Origin of the sequence: Agrobacterium sp. rho-8.1, assembly GCF_033957725.1 — a bacterium.
In the GTDB taxonomy this organism is placed as follows: domain Bacteria; phylum Pseudomonadota; class Alphaproteobacteria; order Rhizobiales; family Rhizobiaceae; genus Agrobacterium.
In genome coordinates this window covers 237,838-254,770 of sequence record NZ_CP192788.1, presented here as the reverse complement: position 1 = coordinate 254,770, position 16,933 = coordinate 237,838, and the positions used below count along the sequence as shown (strand labels likewise).

16 protein-coding genes are annotated in these 16,933 nt (G+C 57.3%); 11 read left to right on the top strand and 5 right to left on the bottom strand.

The genetic code is table 11. From position 1 onward, the window contains the following. Positions 1 to 243: 243 nt before the first annotated feature. A complete protein-coding gene (gene rhaI, locus RMR21_RS01295; RefSeq protein ID WP_498668937.1) occupies positions 244 to 1,536 on the bottom strand; it encodes an L-rhamnose catabolism isomerase in 1,293 nt (430 codons plus the stop codon). Between the two features lie 90 nt (positions 1,537 to 1,626). On the opposite strand from rhaI, the gene RMR21_RS01290 reads away from it, so the two are divergent. Continuing rightward, on the top strand, positions 1,627 to 1,785 hold the full coding sequence (locus tag RMR21_RS01290; RefSeq protein WP_206591108.1) for a YqaE/Pmp3 family membrane protein: 159 nt from the start codon (positions 1,627 to 1,629) through the stop codon (positions 1,783 to 1,785). An 18-nt stretch (positions 1,786 to 1,803) separates the two neighbouring features. Here RMR21_RS01290 and RMR21_RS01285 read toward each other — a convergent pair whose 3' ends face one another. Then, positions 1,804 to 3,897, bottom strand: a complete 2,094-nt coding sequence (locus RMR21_RS01285) for a bifunctional rhamnulose-1-phosphate aldolase/short-chain dehydrogenase (RefSeq protein WP_498668936.1) — start codon at positions 3,895 to 3,897, stop codon at positions 1,804 to 1,806. Positions 3,898 to 4,098: 201 nt separating this feature from the next. Here RMR21_RS01285 and RMR21_RS01280 point away from each other — a divergent pair, with 201 nt between their 5' ends. The 7 genes from RMR21_RS01280 (at position 4,099) to RMR21_RS01250 (ending at position 11,474) form a co-directional block, all read left to right on the top strand. Beyond that, entirely contained in the window at positions 4,099 to 4,929 is an 831-nt protein-coding gene (locus RMR21_RS01280; RefSeq protein ID WP_498668935.1) for a DeoR/GlpR family DNA-binding transcription regulator, read from the top strand. Between the two features lie 42 nt (positions 4,930 to 4,971). After that, positions 4,972 to 5,982 (top strand): rhamnose ABC transporter substrate-binding protein, encoded by a 1,011-nt coding sequence (gene rhaS, locus RMR21_RS01275; protein ID WP_498668934.1) that lies wholly within the window; start codon positions 4,972 to 4,974, stop codon positions 5,980 to 5,982. A 228-nt stretch (positions 5,983 to 6,210) separates the two neighbouring features. Then, positions 6,211 to 7,746, top strand: coding sequence for a sugar ABC transporter ATP-binding protein (locus tag RMR21_RS01270; RefSeq protein WP_498668933.1), 1,536 nt, complete (start codon positions 6,211 to 6,213; stop codon positions 7,744 to 7,746). Between the two features lie 13 nt (positions 7,747 to 7,759). Continuing rightward, entirely contained in the window at positions 7,760 to 8,761 is a 1,002-nt protein-coding gene (locus RMR21_RS01265) for an ABC transporter permease (protein WP_498668932.1), read from the top strand. Then, positions 8,758 to 9,759, top strand: coding sequence for an ABC transporter permease (locus tag RMR21_RS01260; protein WP_498668931.1), 1,002 nt, complete (start codon positions 8,758 to 8,760; stop codon positions 9,757 to 9,759). Before RMR21_RS01265 ends, RMR21_RS01260 begins: the two co-directional genes overlap by 4 nt. A 3-nt stretch (positions 9,760 to 9,762) precedes the next feature. Further along, a complete protein-coding gene (rhaM, locus tag RMR21_RS01255; RefSeq protein ID WP_498668930.1) occupies positions 9,763 to 10,086 on the top strand; it encodes an L-rhamnose mutarotase in 324 nt (107 codons plus the stop codon). Further along, positions 10,083 to 11,474: an FGGY-family carbohydrate kinase gene (locus RMR21_RS01250; RefSeq protein WP_498668929.1), complete on the top strand. Its 1,392-nt coding sequence runs from the start codon at positions 10,083 to 10,085 to the stop codon at positions 11,472 to 11,474. The genes rhaM and RMR21_RS01250 overlap by 4 nt, the downstream gene beginning before the upstream one ends. On the opposite strand, the gene RMR21_RS01245 is transcribed toward RMR21_RS01250, so the two are convergent. Genes RMR21_RS01245 through RMR21_RS01235 form a run of 3 tightly spaced genes read right to left on the bottom strand, consistent with a single transcriptional unit; the run spans position 11,459 to position 13,095 of the window. Next, the gene (locus RMR21_RS01245) at positions 11,459 to 11,857 is read right to left on the bottom strand and encodes a DUF2177 family protein (RefSeq protein WP_498668928.1); all 399 of its coding nucleotides are present in this window, start codon (positions 11,855 to 11,857) and stop codon (positions 11,459 to 11,461) included. The genes RMR21_RS01250 and RMR21_RS01245 overlap by 16 nt on opposite strands. A 12-nt stretch (positions 11,858 to 11,869) precedes the next feature. Further along, entirely contained in the window at positions 11,870 to 12,529 is a 660-nt protein-coding gene (locus RMR21_RS01240; protein WP_498668927.1) for a ChrR family anti-sigma-E factor, read from the bottom strand. Beyond that, the gene (locus tag RMR21_RS01235) at positions 12,526 to 13,095 is read right to left on the bottom strand and encodes a sigma-70 family RNA polymerase sigma factor (protein ID WP_498668926.1); all 570 of its coding nucleotides are present in this window, start codon (positions 13,093 to 13,095) and stop codon (positions 12,526 to 12,528) included. Before RMR21_RS01235 ends, RMR21_RS01240 begins: the two co-directional genes overlap by 4 nt. A gap of 236 nt (positions 13,096 to 13,331) precedes the next feature. On the opposite strand from RMR21_RS01235, the gene RMR21_RS01230 reads away from it, so the two are divergent. Genes RMR21_RS01230 through RMR21_RS01220 form a run of 3 tightly spaced genes read left to right on the top strand, consistent with a single transcriptional unit; the run spans position 13,332 to position 16,725 of the window. Further along, positions 13,332 to 14,684: an NAD(P)/FAD-dependent oxidoreductase gene (locus tag RMR21_RS01230; protein ID WP_498670205.1), complete on the top strand. Its 1,353-nt coding sequence runs from the start codon at positions 13,332 to 13,334 to the stop codon at positions 14,682 to 14,684. Next, on the top strand, positions 14,681 to 15,511 hold the full coding sequence (locus RMR21_RS01225) for a DUF1365 domain-containing protein (protein WP_498668925.1): 831 nt from the start codon (positions 14,681 to 14,683) through the stop codon (positions 15,509 to 15,511). The genes RMR21_RS01230 and RMR21_RS01225 overlap by 4 nt, the downstream gene beginning before the upstream one ends. Continuing rightward, entirely contained in the window at positions 15,508 to 16,725 is a 1,218-nt protein-coding gene (locus RMR21_RS01220) for a class I SAM-dependent methyltransferase (RefSeq protein ID WP_498668924.1), read from the top strand. The genes RMR21_RS01225 and RMR21_RS01220 overlap by 4 nt, the downstream gene beginning before the upstream one ends. The last annotated feature ends 208 nt before the right edge of the window (positions 16,726 to 16,933 follow it).

Here is a 16,933-nt window from a genome sequence, read left to right as displayed (position 1 = left end):
GTCTGTCTCCGTTCAGAAACGCAATGCTCACCACGATACCGACGAGCACGCACAGCAGCGCTACAAAAATCAGACCTGATCTGTCTATTGGTTGTTTCATAACGCCCTAACATAAACGCGAATGTGAAGATGGTGGGGCGAAAAACACGATTCTTTAACGGCGGACATATTTGGTTACAAATGCATGAAGGCACGCTCTCGCGTGCCTTCATGTGTTAACGTTTGCCGCTTAGGTGGAGCGCGTCAGATGATGCCGCCACTACCGCCTTTCGATTCAGGGCGCTCAGCTGCCACTTTGGCGCGATAGCCGCTGGCGCGATAGGTGGCGACAGGGTCGATGGCTCCGCCGGCCCGTTTCCGCGCCTCCGCCAAAATAGGCTCCACATCAGTCCGATACGCGCGTTTGAGAGTGTCGGATGCCATGAGAGCATCGTTGTCCTGCTGGAAACCATCAAGTGCCATGCGATCCACCAGCAGCGCCTGCGCATAGGCGCGGCGGATTTCGTTGGCGCTGGAAATGAGGCTTTCGATGGGGTCGGTCACATTGTGCGATTGGTCGATCATATGGGCTGGGTGGAAGCCTTTGACGCCGCGATGGTCGGCATCCACCAACTCGTTGAAGACGAGGAACAGGCGGTAAGGATCGATGGAGCCCGCATCCAGATCGTCATCGCCATATTTGCTGTCGTTGAAATGGAAGCCGCCGAGTTTGCCGAACTGGATGAGGCGGGCGACGATCATTTCGATATTGGTATTCGGCGCGTGGTGGCCGAGATCGACAAGGCAGTAAGCTTTTTCACCCAGCGTGTTGGCAATGAGGTAGTTCGTGCCCCAATCCTGCACCACTGTGGAATAGAAGGCGGGCTCGTACATCTTGTGTTCGGAGAAGATGCGCCAGTCATCCGGCAGCGCTTTGTAGATGTCTGCCATTCCCGAAAGATAGCGCTCGAAACTCTTGGTGAAATTGCTCTGGCCGGGGAAGTTGGAGCCGTCACCCACCCACACCGTCAGCGCCTTGGAACCGAGCGCGTTACCAATTTCGATGCATTCGATGTTGTGGTCGATGGCCTGTTGACGCGTCGCCGCATCTGCGTGGCTGAGTGAACCGTATTTGTAGGAATGCGGTTGGTCCGGCGCGTCCGAAAAGGTGTTGGAATTCATGGCATCGAAGCCGAGGCCCAGCGCGTTCGCATGCTCCTTGAGCGCTTTCGGATCTTGCCTGTCCCATGGAATATGCAGGGAAACATTGGGCGTGGCTGAGGTCAGCTGGTTGATGACGGCGCAATCGTCCAGCTTGTCGAAAATGCCCCGCGGCTCTCCCCTGCCGGGAAAGCGGGCGAAACGGGTCCCACCGGTACCGACACCCCAGGAGGGAACGGCGACGAAAAACTCGGACACTTTTTTCGCGATAACATCGATGTCGATATTGCGGCGCGAGAGATGCGCGCCCAACGCGGCGTAATCCGCGTCATGTGCTTCACCGCGCTTTTGGTTTTCCGCCTCGACAATATCTGCCGCAATCCTCAATTCCATCATCCCTTCCTCCCTTTGCTCGCCCTGCCGATTGAACCAATTCCGTGCTCCCCACGTTATGTCGTCGAAAACAATCAGACGGGGTATTCAATCGTGGACGTTATTCGCATCATTCTTGCCATTTTCCTGCCGCCAGTCGGCGTCTTTCTTCAGGTCGGCCTTGGCCTGCAGTTTTGGCTCAACATTCTGCTGACGCTGTGTGGATACATCCCCGGCATCATTCACGCCATCTGGGTCATCCTGCGCAGATAAAAGGTTTTTCACCCGCGACTAGCGGGTGAAACTTTGCGCGTTACCGGCATCGACATTGATGATGTTGCCGGTGGACTTGGCCGACACGTCCGAGGCGAAGAAGTAGATCGCCTCGGCAATATCTTCCGGGAAGACATTCAGCTTCAGCATGGAACGCTTCCGGTAATGCTCTTCCAGATCATCGATTTCGATCTTGGAAGAAGCGGCGCGTTGTTCCCGCCATTCTCCATTCCAGATTTTCGAGCCGCGCAGAACAGCGTCGGGATTGACGGTGTTGACGCGGATACCGGCATCAGCACCCTCGAGCGCCAGGCAACGGGCAAGGTGAATTTCGGCAGCCTTGGCTGTGCAGTAAGCGGACGCATTTGGTGACGACGCCAAGCCGTTCTTGGACGCGACGAAAACGACGTTGCCACCAAGATTCTGGCGACGGAACAGGCGGAATGCTTCTCTTGAGACGAGGAAATAACCGGTCGCCAGAATATCGATATTCTTGTTCCACATGGCGAGCGTGGTGTCTTCCACCGGGGCAGATGACGCGATGCCTGCATTCGATACCAGAATATCCACACCGCCAAATTCAACACTGGCTTCAACGAAGGCTGAAAGCACCGCTTCTTCCTTCGTCACATCCAGCTTGACGCTACGAACCGCATCAGCGCTGAAACGCTTTTCGAAGTCATTTTTCGTCGTTTCCAACGCGCTTTCATCAATGTCCGCCAGCACCACGCAGGCACCTTCGTTGGCCAAACGTTCGGCCGTCGCACGGCCGATGCCGCCCGCACCACCAGTAATGAAGGCCACGCGGCCGGCAAGGCTTTTCGGCTTGGGCATACGCTGAAGCTTTGCTTCCTCCAGCAGCCAGTATTCGATATCGAAGGCTTCCTGCGCAGGCAGGCCCTGATATTCGGATACCGTCGAGGCGCCGCGCATGACGTTGATGGCGTTGACGTAGAACTCACCGGCAATGCGTGCGGTCGCCTTGTCCTTGGCGAAGGACAGCAGACCGACACCGGGAATGAGGAAAATTACCGGGTTGGGGTCGCGGATTTTCGGTGAATTGTCGCGCTTGCAGCTCTCGTAATAGCGCGTGTAATCAGCGCGATAGTCATCCAGCGCCTTGTCCAGACAGGCCAGAACGGCGTCTACATCCGGGTTAACAGTATCGAGATCGAGGATGAGCGGACGGATCTTGGTGCGAAGGAAGTGATCCGGGCAGGATGTGCCAAGCGCGCCCAGCGGCTTCAATTGTGCGGAATTGACGAATTCCAGAACGGAATCCTGATCATCGAAATGACCGAGCTTGCGCTCGTCACGACCGATGCGGCCACGAATTTCCGGCATCAGGCGCGCAGCAATGGCGCGGCGCTCATCCTTCGCCAATGTCTTGGCAACCGCGCCCCCGAAAATGGTCTTGCCTTCGGTCTTTGCGGCGAACCATTCGATCGCCTTGTTGATGATGGCGAGCGTCAGTTCGTAGCACTTTTTCGCATCATTATCCCAAGTGAAAAGGCCGTGGCTTTCCAGCACGACGCCCTTGGAATTGGGATTGGCCTTCACGAAGGCTTCGAGATCGAGACCCAGCTGGAAGCCCGGACGACGCCATGGCAGCCAGCCGATGTCAGCCCCGAAAATCTCTTGCGTCAATTCTCTCGAATTCTTCGAAGCGGCAATGGCGATGATGGCATCCGGGTGCATGTGATCGACATGGTCGAACGGCACGAAACCGTGCAGAGGGGTGTCGATGGAAGCCGCGCGCGGATTGAGATTGAAGGTGCAATGGGGAAGAAAACCGACCATGCGGTCTTCATCGTCCACACCCTTGTAGATGCCCTTCAACGCTTCGAGCTTGTCCATGTAGAGCGTGGCAAAGCCATCCAGCTTGATGGTGCCGACATCGCCGCCAGAGCCCTTGACCCACATGACGCGAGCCTTTTCGCCGGTTGGAGGATCGGTTTCCAGCACCTTGGCAGAGGTGTTGCCGCCACCGTAGTTGGTGATGCGCTTGTCTGCGCCCAGCAGATTGGAGCGATAGAGCAGCTTGCCTGGCTCATCGAGCTTTGCAGCATAAGCATCGTCCCAGCGGCTTTCGAGAAGACGTGTTTGTCCCATCGCTATATCCTCCCAGATCGTTCACATGCGGACTATTGAACCAGCCCGCCTTCCGTTAGGAGCAGGTATCGCGCATTCAAAAGCGCAATGTCAATCATAAACGATCATATATTTTCATTGTGCGATGCAACATTATTTATTTTGATTGAACTTGATTGACAACATCAGAAGTTTACGGAAGATTGCGATCAGGAGGACCCCATGCACGAAAGCGAACGCCATCGCATCATCTTGAGCGCCATACAGGAAAAGCCTGTTGTGACGGTGCAGGATATTGCCGAATTGACGGACGCTTCCGAAGCAACGATCCGACGCGATATCGCTTCTCTGCATGTTCAGGGAAAGCTGAGGCGCGTCAGAGGCGGGGCAGAGGCAGTCCACCCGCCACAGCTGGGGAATCTTGCCGCACGCCCGTTTCGGGTGTCGGAATCGGTCAACATCGATAAGAAACGCGCAATTGCACGCAAGGCTGTCGATCTCTGCGAGGAAGGTGACGCCATCATCATCAATGGCGGTACGACCACCTTCCAGATGGTGCATTACATGTCGGCCCGGCGCTTGCAGGTGATGACGAATTCCTTCGCCATCGCAGAGCACTTGGTGAAGCATTCGAAATGCAATGTCAGCGTTCCCGGTGGCGCGATCTACCGCGACCAGAGCCTGATCCTGTCGCCTTTCGAGAATGACGCGATCCGCAATTTCTATGCGCGGCGCATCTTTATCGGCGCGCAAGGTGTCGGTGCGCTTGGCATCATGGAATCGGATGCGCTGGTCATCCAGAGCGAACAGAAATTGATGCGGCAAGCGGAGGAGCTGATCGTGATGGTCGATAGCTCCAAATTCCGAAAACGCTCCAGCCTCATTCTCTGCCCTTTGGACAATGTCTCGACCATCATCACCGATGACGGCATTTCGGACGAGGCAGCGCGGATGGTCGAGGCAGCGGGCGTTGCACTTGTTGTCGCCGGATCGGTTGCGGGTGCGCAGGCGCCGCCATCGCCGGATGAAGAGGATTCTGCTTCGGTTGCTTGAGGGGCGCCAAGCGGAAGTTGTTTTAACGGGAGGAAACGGAACATGAAACTGACACGTAGAAAACTGACCCGCGCCTTGGCGCTCAGTGTTGCCATCGGCGTTGCCGGTTTCGGCGGCATGGTGCAAGCGAAGGACATGAAAATCGCGCTGGTCGTCAAGTCGCTCGGCAACGGCTTCTTCGAGGCCGCCAACAAGGGCGCTCAGGAAGCCGCCAAGGAACTGGGTGGTGTGGAGATCATCTATACAGGCCCAACTTCAACAACAGCCGAAGGCCAGATCGAGGTCATCAACTCGCTGATTGCGCAGGGCGTGGATGCCATCGCGATTTCCGCCAACGATCCGGACGCTGTCGTGCCAGCCCTCAAGAAGGCAGCACAACGCGGCATCAAGGTCATCTCCTGGGATAGTGGCGTTGCACCGGCGGGCCGTATTCTACAGTTAAACCCATCGTCCAACGCCCTAATCGGCAAGATGTGCCTGCAGCTTGCAGCCGCGCATCTCGAAGGCGGCAAGGGTGATTTTGCGATTCTCTCTGCCACGACCACCTCCACGAACCAGAATATCTGGATCGAAGAGATGAAGAAGCAGCTGAAAGACTTCTCCGGCCTCAACCTCGTCACCACTGTCTATGGCGACGACCTGGCCGACAAGAGCTACCGTGAAGCGCAGGGCCTGTTGACCTCGCAGCCGAATGTGAAGGTCATCGTCGCGCCGACCACCGTCGGTGTGCTTGCGGCATCGCAGGCGGTAAAGGATGCGGGCAAGATTGGGCAGGTCTTCGTGACAGGTCTCGGACTTCCTTCCGAAATGGCGGGTGCCATCAAGTCCGGCGCCACCAAGGAATTCGCCATCTGGAACCCGATTGACCTCGGCTACTCCGCAACCCAGATCGCCTATCACCTCGTCAAGGGTGATACTGACGGCAAGCCGGGCACCGAGATCGAAGCCGGACGCATGGGCAAGATCAAGGTTGGCGAAAACAGCGAAGCAGCCATGGCCGATCCGTTCATCTATGACGCCAAGAACATCGATCAGTTCTCGAAGATTTTCTGATCTGACCTAGACGTGGCGGGTGGGGCTTACCCCCCCCCTCTGCCCTGCCGGGCATCTCCCCCTCAAGGGGGGAGATTGGCAAGACGCGTGAGCGCCACTTAAAGGTCGACAATCGAGATGTTCGAAAGGTTGCCGCGATCCGATCTCCCCCCTTGAGGGGGAGATGTCCGGCAGGACAGAGGGGGGTGGCCCCACCCACAAATTCCAATAAACTGACTGGCAAGACAGATGACGCGTGTTGAAACCAAAATCATGGATGCGCCCGAGGCCTCAAGCCCCTCGCCCATTCTCGAAATGCGCGGCATCAGCCAGATATTTCCCGGCGTCAAAGCGCTGGATGGCGTCAACATCCAGCTCTACCCCGGCAAGGTCACGGCGCTGATCGGTGAAAACGGCGCCGGCAAATCGACGCTGGTGAAAATCCTCACCGGCATTTACCGCCCCAATGAAGGCGAGATCCTGCTGGACGGCCAGCCGGTGACGTTTCACAGCGCTCAGGATGCTCTCGATGCCGGTGTCACCGCCATTCATCAGGAAACCGTGCTGTTCGATGAACTCTCAGTCGGCGAAAACATCTTCCTCGGCCATGCGCCGAAAACCCGTTTCGGGCTGATCGACTGGAAGACCATCAACGATCAATCGCGCGCCCTGCTGGAGCGGCTGGAAAGCAAGATCGATCCGACGATCCGGTTGAAAGACCAATCTATTGCGCAGCGGCATCTGGTGGCGATTGCCCGTGCGCTCTCTGTCGAAGCGCGTATCGTCATCATGGACGAGCCAACAGCTGCGCTTTCCCGCAAGGAAATAGACGACCTGTTCCGCATTGTCGAAAACCTGAAACGGCAGGGCAAGGCCATCCTGTTCATCAGCCACAAGTTCGATGAGGTCTATGAAATCGCCGAAAGCTACGCGGTTTTCCGCGATGGCAAGATGGTCGGTTCGGGCGATCTGGCGCAGACCCCTCAGGACGAAATCGTGCGCCTGATGGTGGGTCGCGACGTGAAGGACGCCTTTCCGAAACAGCCTGTCAATATTGGCGCGACGACGCTTTCCGTCGAGCGATACTGCCACGAGACGGAGTTTCGTGACATTTCCTTCGACCTGCGCAAGGGTGAAATTCTCGGTCTTTACGGGCTGATCGGCGCTGGCCGCTCGGAGCTTTGCCAGTCGCTCTTCGGCATCACACGCCCTGCATCCGGCACGCTCACATTGAATGGCGAAGCGCTGGCCATCCGCTCGCCCGAAGATGCGATCCGCGCTGGCATCGTCTATGTGCCGGAAGAGCGTGGACGGCACGGGCTGGCGCTCGATATGCCGATCTATCAGAATATGTCTTTGCCATCTCTTTCGCGTACATCGCGAAAAGGCTTTCTGGCGGCAGCCAACGAATTCGCGCTTGCCCGTAAATATGCCTCTCGTCTCGATCTGCGCGCCGCGGCGCTCTCCGTTCCGGTCGGCACGCTATCAGGCGGCAACCAGCAGAAGGTGGTCATCGGCAAATGGCTGGCGACGCAGCCCAAGGTGATCATTCTGGACGAGCCGACCAAGGGCATCGATATCGGCTCCAAGGCCGCTGTCCACGGATTCATCAGCGAGCTTGCCGCCGAAGGACTATCGATCATCATGATTTCATCCGAGTTGCCGGAAATTCTCGGCATGTCCGACCGCGCCATCGTGATGCGGGAGGGCTTGATGGCAGGTACGTTCGAGCGTGCCGAATTTTCACCGGAAAAGCTGGTGCGCGCCGCCACGGGCAATGCGTGAAGGGAGCCACAGCATGAAAAAACTACTCAAGAACCGCGAATGGCTGCTGGCAGGCATCATCATCCTGTTGATCGCAGCCTTTTCCTGGCGCTCTCCGGGCTTTGAGCGACCGGGCAATCTCGTCAACATCTTCAACGATACGTCGATCCTGATCATTCTGGCGCTGGGCCAGATGGCGGTCATCCTGACGAAATCCATCGACCTGTCGGTGGCCGCAAACCTTGCCTTTACCGGCATGGCTGTCGCCATGACCAATGCCGCCTTTCCCGGTCTTCCCCTGCCCGTCCTCATTGTCATGGCGGTGGCCATCGGTGCGTTTTTGGGCTCGATCAACGGCATTCTCGTCTGGTGGCTGGGACTTCCTTCCATCGTGGTCACGCTCGGTACTCTGACCATCTATCGCGGCATGGCCTTCGTGCTGTCAGGCGGCGCCTGGGTCAATGCACACCAGATGTCGCCCACGTTTCTCAACGTCCCGCGCACGCCGATCCTCGGCATGCCGGTGCTGTCATGGGTGGCGATCCTCATCATCGCAGGCGCATGGCTGGTCTTGAGCCGCACCTCATTCGGGCGCTCAGCTTACGCGTCCGGTGGCAATCCGGGTGCTGCTGTCTATGCCGGTATCGATGTCGGACGGACGCGCTTTCTAGCCTTCGTCCTCTCCGGTGCCTTGGCGGGTCTGGCGAGCTATCTCTGGGTCTCCCGATACGCAGTGGCCTATGTCGATATTGCATCCGGCTTCGAACTGGATAGCGTCGCGGCAAATGTCATCGGTGGCATCTCGATTGCGGGCGGCATCGGCTCCGTCGCTGGTGCCGTATTGGGTGCGCTCTTCCTCGGTGTCATCAAGAATGCGCTGCCGGTCATCGGCATTTCGCCCTTCGCGCAGATGGCGATTTCGGGCGTCGTCATCGTGCTCGCTGTCGTCTTCAACGCTCGCGCCGAAGCCAAGAAGGGCCGCATCATCCTGCGTGACAGAGCAAAGACTGAAATCACCAAGGAGGCTTCGGCATGAGCGCGACCGAAAATACGACGCCGCGCGTCATTCCCGACAAGCTCGGCACGCCGTTCAAACGCATCATGGCAAGCTGGGAGGTGCTCCTGCTCGGCGTCGCCATTCTCATCTTCATCGTCAATTCCTTCGCATCACCCTATTTCCTCGATGCCTTCAATCTCTCGGACGCTACCTTCAACTTCACCGAAAAAGCGCTGATCGCATTCGCCATGGCGCTGCTCATCATTGCCGGCGAGATCGATCTTTCGGTGGCAGCCATCATCGCGCTTGCCTCCACCGCCATGGGCTATGCGGTGCAGTTGGGTGTCGGCACGCCGGGGCTGGTTGCCATCGGCATCTGCACCGGCCTTATCTGCGGGGCGTTCAACGGCTTTCTGGTTGCAGGCCTGAAATTGCCGTCCATCGTCGTCACGATCGGCACGATGAGCCTGTTTCGCGGCATTTCCTACATGGTGCTGGGCGATCAGGCCTTCGGCAAATACCCCGAAGACTTTGCCTATTTCGGCCAGGGCTATGTCTTCTGGGTCATCTCTTTCGAATTCGTGCTGTTCGTGGTGATGGCCGTGGTTTTCGCCATCCTGCTGCATGCCACAAATTTCGGACGGCAGGTCTATGTTATCGGTACCAATCCGTTTGCCGCACGCTTTTCTGGCATTCCGGTGGAGCGGGTGAAGTTTATCCTCTTCCTGCTCACCGGTCTGATGAGCGGCATCGCCGCCGTCTGCCTCACATCCCGCCTCGGCTCCACCAGGCCTTCCATCGCGCAAGGATGGGAGCTGGAAGTGGTGACGATGGTGGTGCTGGGTGGTGTGTCTATCCTCGGTGGATCCGGCACCATCGGCGGGGTGGTGATTGCGGCCTTCGTCATGGGTCTCGTCACCTTCGGGTTGGGTTTGTTGAACGTTCCCGGCATCGTCATGTCGATCTTCGTCGGCCTGCTTCTCATCATCACCATCGCCATTCCCATCGTCGTTCGCCGCCTGCGGGCCATGAGGTAGACCATGCCGGACCTTGAAAAATACGCCTTCAAGATGAAGCTCTTTCCCGGTATGGAAGCCGAGTATAGGAAGCGCCATGACGAGATATGGCCGGACCTGGTGACGCTGCTGCATGAGGCGGGCGTGAGCGATTATTCCATTCACCTCGATCATGAAACAAATATTCTATTTGGTGTTTTGACCCGCCCGAAGGACCACGGAATGGCCTCTTTGCCCGATCATCCTGTTATGAAAAAATGGTGGGCGCATATGTCCGACATCATGGAAAGCCATCAGGATAATTCCCCCGTTACGACCGACCTCACACTGTTGTTTCATCTGCCATGAGCGCGCCGGTCCGCAATGTCGCCGTCATCGATATCGGCAAGACACACGCCAAGCTGATCGTCGTGGATGGGCAGAGCGGCGAGGAAATCGCCTCTCGCAAGATAGCCAACCGGGTTTTGAGTGGCCCACCTTATCCGCATTACGATATTGACGCGCTGTGGACGTTCATCATTGAGGGGCTCGCAGCGTTTCACGAGCAACCGGGATATCAGGCCATTTCGATCACAACGCATGGGGCGAGTGCTGCTCTGCTGAATAGCGAGGGTGATCTGGCACTGCCAGTTCTGGATTACGAACACAGCTATCCCGATCCCATCCAAAAAGCCTATGCGGCCTTGCGCCCTCCTTTTGAAGAGACCTTCTCACCGGCTCTTCCCATGGGGCTGAATGTCGGCGCGCAACTGCACTATCAAAAAATTGCATTTCCTGATGCGTTCGCCGATGTCACCGACATCATGACCTATCCACAATATTGGGCTTACCGGCTCACCGGCGTTAAGGCCAACGAGGTGACGTCGCTGGGTTGCCATACCGATCTGTGGCAACCGGGTAAGGCTGCATTTTCAAGCCTCCCGGACATTCTGGGCATCACCGATCTGATGCCACCCGTGCGCTCAGCCTTCGATACGCTCGGATCGCTTTTGCCAGATATAGCGAAACGTATCGGTGCACAGGAAGACATACCAGTCTATTGCGGTCTTCACGATTCCAACGCCTCCTTGCTGCCGCATCTGATGGTGCGTAAAGGCCCGTTTTCCGTGGTATCGACGGGCACATGGGTCATCTGCTTCGGCGTCGGGGCGCTGTTGGAAACGCTGGATCCGGCACGCGATACGCTGGTCAATGTGGATGCTTTCGCAAAGCCCGTACCCTCGGCCCGCTTCATGGGCGGGCGGGAGTTCGAGCTGCTGACTGCGGGCATCACACCAGTTGATCGTTCGGCAAGCGAGGCAGCACTCGATCGTATCGTGACCGACACCATTCTCTATATTCCCAATGCGGTCGAAGGGTCAGGACCGTATCCCGGAATGAAGGGGCGTTGGGTCAGGGAGCCCCGAGATGATGCTGAACGCTGGGTGGCTGCGTCTCTTTACGCCGCCATGATGACGGCACGTTGCCTCGAGATTATCGGTAACGCCCCAACGATCATTATCGAAGGGCCGTTTGCGACAAACACGCATTTCACTTCTGCACTGGCTGCTATAACCGGTTCGCGCGTCATGGTCACCGATGGAAACAGCCCGTCAGGCACGGCCTTGGGCGCGGCACTGCTGGTGACGCGGCACGCGCCGCATCAGTCCTATCACGCGGTCCAGCCGCTCTTGGGCTCGGAAAGCTATTATCGAAAGTGGCGCGATCTCACCGATGCGGCTTACAGGGCAAGCTGAACCAGCCAATATCCGCCAACGGCTGCGGCGCCCGTCAGCACGGTGCCCCAGATGATATCGACGACACACATTTTCAGTGACCAGCCCTTGAGCGTCGAGAGGTTGGTCATGTCGTAGGTGCCGTAACCGATAAAGCCAAGGATGGCGCCGGACACCAGAGCCGACTGCCAGCTATCGCCATTGAGTGCAGGCACGACAGCGAAGTATACGATGCCCGCAATGTAGAAGAGGTAGAATATACCGGCGGCCGCAAAATTTGGTTTTGCCAGCATCAGACCGCCGATTTCGCGCCTGTAAAAACCGATGGCCAGTTTTGACAGCCACAGAAAATCAAATCCGAAAAAGACGATGGCCGTGCCCACATAGGCTATGAAATAGTCCATCGTCCGCTCTCCCTATATGCCCAGAACAGGCTGAACGAGGCGAACCAGCCAGCTCTTGAATTTCAACGGCGCGTCGGTCACGGCCAGACAGATGCAGTCCTGGCCTTCACCTGCAACAGGCTGGTGCATCAAATCTTCGTCTGCTTCCTCGAAATCACCGCGACGGAAGACGTCGTTGCCGTCCTTGAAGTAACCGGAGAGAACAACGGTCAGTTCCCGCCCGCCATGCGTGTGTTCCGGCACCGGTTTGCCAGCGGGTATGCGGAGCAGCCGAACATTCGCCTCGCCGTCGCGTGTGCGGATGGGAAAATGGTAAGCACCGGGTCCAAGCTGTTTCCATTTCAGCTTGTCCACGTCACCACCGGCATAGGAACGCAAAGGCTCAGGCAGCACTGCGTCGTCCCTGGTCTGAACGGCCGGACGGGATGTTGCAGACGATCTGTCGGCGTGCAGAAGGGTGCGTATCTTCTCCCAGTCTGCATCCCCGTTGCCCTGCGTCGGCTCGATGTCCGTTAGCAGTGCACCGCCGGTCATTTCCATCGCTTCGAGCCTTTGCCGGCTTTCGGGACACAAGGCGAGATGCGTCGAGACCGCGAGGCTCCAGCTCTCCCCAAGGCTTCCCGATGCGTAATCCAGCAGCAATTCGTCGCTAACCTGATGCCGTACACTCATGTGCGTGACTCCAGCGCTGCGCGCAGCTTTGCGAAAGCAAGCCGGATGCGCGATTTGACCGTTCCAATGGGCAGACCGAGTTGCTCGGCAATGGTGCTGTGGGACGCTTCATCGAAGAACGAGCGCTTCAGCAGGTCGAGCTGCTCCTGCGGCAATTGCGCCAGTGCGCGGTGCAGACGCTGCGCATCCTGCACCTCTTCCAACTGTTTGTCGGCGGCAGGTGCGTCGTCTTTCACGAAAGCCGGATCGTTGATGTCGAATTCCGGGCGCCTATCCTTGCGGTGCGCGTCAATCCTCAAATTTCGGGCAATTCTGAAAATCCAGGCGGACACGTTGCCGCGGGCCGGATCGAAAAGGGCGGCCTTGTTCCAGACCGTCAACATGGTTTCCTGCATCAGTTCCTCAGCGGCTTGCGCATCGCGCACCTGCCGTAACATATAGATCCGCACGCGCGGCCCGTAATAACGAAAAAGCACCTCGAAAGCCTCGACGCTGCGCTCGCTGGCAACAGCTTTTATGAGGCTAGGACATTCACTCTCGATCGTATTCTTGACGGTATCATTCATGCGGATCGGCTTCACTCCGCTTCCATATGGCTTGGCTGTAACCGGACCGTTCCGGTTACTCCTAATATACTGGCACGCAGGTCCAGCTATGGAAACGTTTATTGTCATGAAACCGACTACGCCAGCGATATGGCAATGGATCACCAACAACAAAAAAATGCACTTGGAGCAATCCAGTTGCCAACCGGCTGCGTAATTGCTGACATGAGAATATGGAACCGGCGGCAATGGATGTGATGACAGGCGACAACAACCGACAGACAAGACGCCGGATCGCCGTCATCGGCTCGGGTATTTCAGGCCTTTCCGCCGCGTGGATGCTGGATAAATCCGCAGACGTGACGCTGTTTGAAGCCGACAGTCGGTTGGGCGGCCATGCCAATACGGTGTTTGCAGACGTCCCCGGCTCGGACCCAATCGCGGTCGATACCGGTTTTATCGTTTATAATGAGCGCAACTATCCAAACCTCGTCGCCCTGTTCAAACATCTGGGCGTTGAGACCGACGCATCCGATATGTCGTTTGCAGCATCCTTGCGCGGTGGATCCCTGGAATATTCCGGTTCCGGCATCGACGGCCTGTTCGGTCAGCGTTCCAACATTTTGCGTCCACGCTTCTGGAGCATGGTGCGCGATGTCATGCGTTTCTACAAAAAGGCGCCGGAGCTTCTGAACGACCCGTCATTGCAGACAACAAGTCTTGGTGAATATCTCGATTCCAACGGCTATTCTTTGAGTTTTGTCGACGACCATCTGCTGCCTATGGGAGCCGCGATCTGGTCCACGACGGCGGCAGATATGCGCGCCTATCCGCTGCAAGCCTTTATCCGGTTCTTCGTCAATCACGGGCTGGTGCAATTGTCGGACCGGCCGCAGTGGCGAACCGTCAGAGGTGGCAGTCGCGAATATATCGCGCGCATTATGGCACAGTTCAAAGGCACTGTCGTTCTCAACAGCCAGATTGAAGCCATCCAGCGTACCGACAGTGGCATCACCCTGCTCGACCGATCCGGTCAGGCATCCCATTTCGATGACGTGGTGATTGCCACCCATGCGGATCAGGCGCTTTCGCTTTTGGCGGATGCCGACGAACGGGAGCGCTCGCTGCTCGGTGCGTTCGAATATACCCGCAATGCCGCCGTGCTGCACAGTGACGAAACGCTGATGCCGAAGCGCCGCAATGTTTGGTCCGCCTGGAACTATCTGAGCGAACCCAATGCGACCGGTACCGAGCAGCTTTGCGTCACCTATTGGATGAACCGCCTTCAGAACATCGATGAAGCGACGCCGCTTTTCGTAACGCTTAATCCTTCCCGGCCGATAGATCCCGACAAACTCATTCGCGCTTTCGACTATGCCCATCCACTTTTCGATACCAAGGCGCTCGAAGCTCAGAAGCAATTGTGGAGCCTGCAAGGCCGTCAAAACACGTGGTTCTGCGGCGCGCACTTCGGTAGCGGTTTCCATGAAGACGGATTGCAATCGGGTCTAGCTGTTGCAGAGGCTCTCGGCGGCCTGAAGCGTCCATGGACCGTCGCGCAGGAATCGGGACGGATTTTCCTCAGCCCCGAGAAGGCTTTGGCGTCATGACGTTTCGCTCAGCCATCTATGCAGGACACGTCGTGCATGCGCGCCACCGCCCGCACGCCCACAAGATGCGCTATCGCGTCTTTTCGCTGCTGCTGGATCTGGATGAGCTTTCCATTCTGGACAGGGGGCTACGCCTCTTCGGCTATAACAGACGCGCCGTCTTCAGCTTTCGTGACACCGACCATGGTGCCGGTGAAAAAGGTCAGTTGAAGCAATGGGTCGAGCGCCATTTGGCGGCTGCGGGTTTGAACGTATCGCCCGATGCCCTGCGCGTCGATATGCTCTGCTATCCGCGCATCTTCGGCTACGTCTTCAATCCGCTGACGGTCTATTTCTGCCATGACCGGCATGATGCTAACCGTCTCGTGGCCATTCTCTATGAGGTCTGCAATACCTTTCACGAGCGCCATACCTACATTATTCCGGCTGCCGTGAACGACAACGGCACGGTGCAGCATTCCTGCGCCAAGGAAATGTATGTCTCGCCCTTCGTGCCGATGGAATGCACATATGATTTCCGCATCCGTCCGCCGGATGACAAGGTCCTCGTCACCATCAATGAACAGGATGCTCAAGGCGAGCTTTTGTATGCGTCCTTTGCGGGAAAGCGCCGCACGTTGAGCGATGGCACACTTGGGCGTGCGCTTCTGACCTATCCATTGATGACGCTCAAGATCATGGGCGCCATCCACTGGGAGGCGCTCCGCCTCTGGGCAAAAGGCAATCCGATTTATCGACACAAGGCCGCGAAGCAACGCATCGCGAGTTCTGTCAGCGTCAGTGACCGTGCAACGGTGGGCGCAACACTGGGAGGTACAGAGAAATGAGTCACGCCGAAGAGGAAACCATTCCGTTTCTGATGGATCGTGCCCCTTTGTGGCAGCGTATGATCTGCCGTCGATTGAAAAACATGACGCATGGTCGGCTAACTCTGGTCTTTCCCGGCGGGTGCGAATATGTCGTCAGCGGCCCTGAGCCCGGCCCGCATGGCGTCATCAGCCTGAACCGAGGACGTGTCGTTCGCAGGCTGGTCATGGGCGGAAGCCTCGGCTTTGCGCAATCCTACATGGATGGCGACTGGGATAGTCCCGACCTCGTCAGTCTGCTGGAGGTTGCCATCGCCAATGAGAAAAACTGGCAGGCCGTGTCCGAGCCATCCCGGCTGGTGTCAGCCTTCGCGCTTCTGCGCCACCGCCTGCGCCGCAACTCAAAGGCAGGCAGCCGTCGCAATATCTCGTTCCACTATGATCTCGGCAATCGCTTCTATTCCGCATGGCTCGATGAGACCATGACCTATTCGTCCGCGCTTTTTGACAGGCCGGGCCAAAGCCTTGCCGAAGCACAAAACGCGAAATACGACCGCATTGTCGAGCAGTTGAAGATCGGGCCTGACGACCACGTTCTGGAAGTCGGCTGCGGCTGGGGCGGCTTTGCGGAATATGCCATCGCCAAGACCGGCTGCCGCGTGACGGGCCTTACGCTCTCTACCGAACAGGCAGATTTCGCGCGGGCACGTCTTGCGAAGGCAGGCCTTGCGGACCGCGCCGATATTCGGTTGGAAGACTACCGCGATTGCCAGGGGCAATATTCGAAAATCGTCTCCATTGAAATGTTCGAAGCTGTGGGCGAAGAGAACTGGCCGACCTATTTCCGCCGCCTGCGCGAGCTTCTGGCAAAAGGTGGGGAAGCCATGGTGCAGGTCATCACCATCCACGAAGACCGCTTCGATGAATACAGTCGCAATGCCGACTTCATTCAGACCTACATCTTCCCCGGCGGCATGCTCCCCTCCATCACAAAGTTCCGTGATGCGGCTGCGCGTGAAGGCTTTGCCAACACCGACACGCTGCAGTTCGGTAAGGATTACGATCGCACGCTGATGCTGTGGGACCGCGCGTTCCTCGCCAATTGGCACCGCATCGAGCCGCTCGGCTTCGACGAGCGTTTTTTCCGGATGTGGCGCTACTACCTGCATTATTGCTCTGCGGGTTTCCGTGCCGGGACCATCGACGTCGTTCAGTTCAAGTTGAGCAACAGCTGAGGCTGGCAAATATGTAGAGAGGGCAATCCCCTCGTGCGCAATGAAATTGCCAGCAAGGATGGAACTTCCAGAAGGCATTCACGTTACGGTGAGTGTCTTTGTTTTAGCATCGAATATTTTAGCGCCGACAGAATGGCCCATTTGATGCGCAACCTGGAGTGTCTCCCATGAATCAGATTATCTACATCGTCGGCCTGGTCGTCATCGT

What these genes read in the sequence shown, in the direction of transcription:
- rhaI (WP_498668937.1), bottom strand. Translation starts at nt 1,536, where the DNA reads ATGATGGAATTGAGGATTGCGGCAGATATTGTCGAGGCGGAAAACCAA.
- RMR21_RS01285 (WP_498668936.1), bottom strand. Translation starts at nt 3,897, where the DNA reads ATGGGACAAACACGTCTTCTCGAAAGCCGCTGGGACGATGCTTATGCT.
- RMR21_RS01280 (WP_498668935.1), top strand. Translation starts at nt 4,099, where the DNA reads ATGCACGAAAGCGAACGCCATCGCATCATCTTGAGCGCCATACAGGAA.
- rhaS (WP_498668934.1), top strand. Translation starts at nt 4,972, where the DNA reads ATGAAACTGACACGTAGAAAACTGACCCGCGCCTTGGCGCTCAGTGTT.
- RMR21_RS01270 (WP_498668933.1), top strand. Translation starts at nt 6,211, where the DNA reads ATGACGCGTGTTGAAACCAAAATCATGGATGCGCCCGAGGCCTCAAGC.
- RMR21_RS01265 (WP_498668932.1), top strand. Translation starts at nt 7,760, where the DNA reads ATGAAAAAACTACTCAAGAACCGCGAATGGCTGCTGGCAGGCATCATC.
- RMR21_RS01260 (WP_498668931.1), top strand. Translation starts at nt 8,758, where the DNA reads ATGAGCGCGACCGAAAATACGACGCCGCGCGTCATTCCCGACAAGCTC.
- rhaM (WP_498668930.1), top strand. Translation starts at nt 9,763, where the DNA reads ATGCCGGACCTTGAAAAATACGCCTTCAAGATGAAGCTCTTTCCCGGT.
- RMR21_RS01250 (WP_498668929.1), top strand. Translation starts at nt 10,083, where the DNA reads ATGAGCGCGCCGGTCCGCAATGTCGCCGTCATCGATATCGGCAAGACA.
- RMR21_RS01245 (WP_498668928.1), bottom strand. Translation starts at nt 11,857, where the DNA reads ATGGACTATTTCATAGCCTATGTGGGCACGGCCATCGTCTTTTTCGGA.
- RMR21_RS01240 (WP_498668927.1), bottom strand. Translation starts at nt 12,529, where the DNA reads ATGAGTGTACGGCATCAGGTTAGCGACGAATTGCTGCTGGATTACGCA.
- RMR21_RS01235 (WP_498668926.1), bottom strand. Translation starts at nt 13,095, where the DNA reads ATGAATGATACCGTCAAGAATACGATCGAGAGTGAATGTCCTAGCCTC.
- RMR21_RS01230 (WP_498670205.1), top strand. Translation starts at nt 13,332, where the DNA reads ATGACAGGCGACAACAACCGACAGACAAGACGCCGGATCGCCGTCATC.
- RMR21_RS01225 (WP_498668925.1), top strand. Translation starts at nt 14,681, where the DNA reads ATGACGTTTCGCTCAGCCATCTATGCAGGACACGTCGTGCATGCGCGC.
- RMR21_RS01220 (WP_498668924.1), top strand. Translation starts at nt 15,508, where the DNA reads ATGAGTCACGCCGAAGAGGAAACCATTCCGTTTCTGATGGATCGTGCC.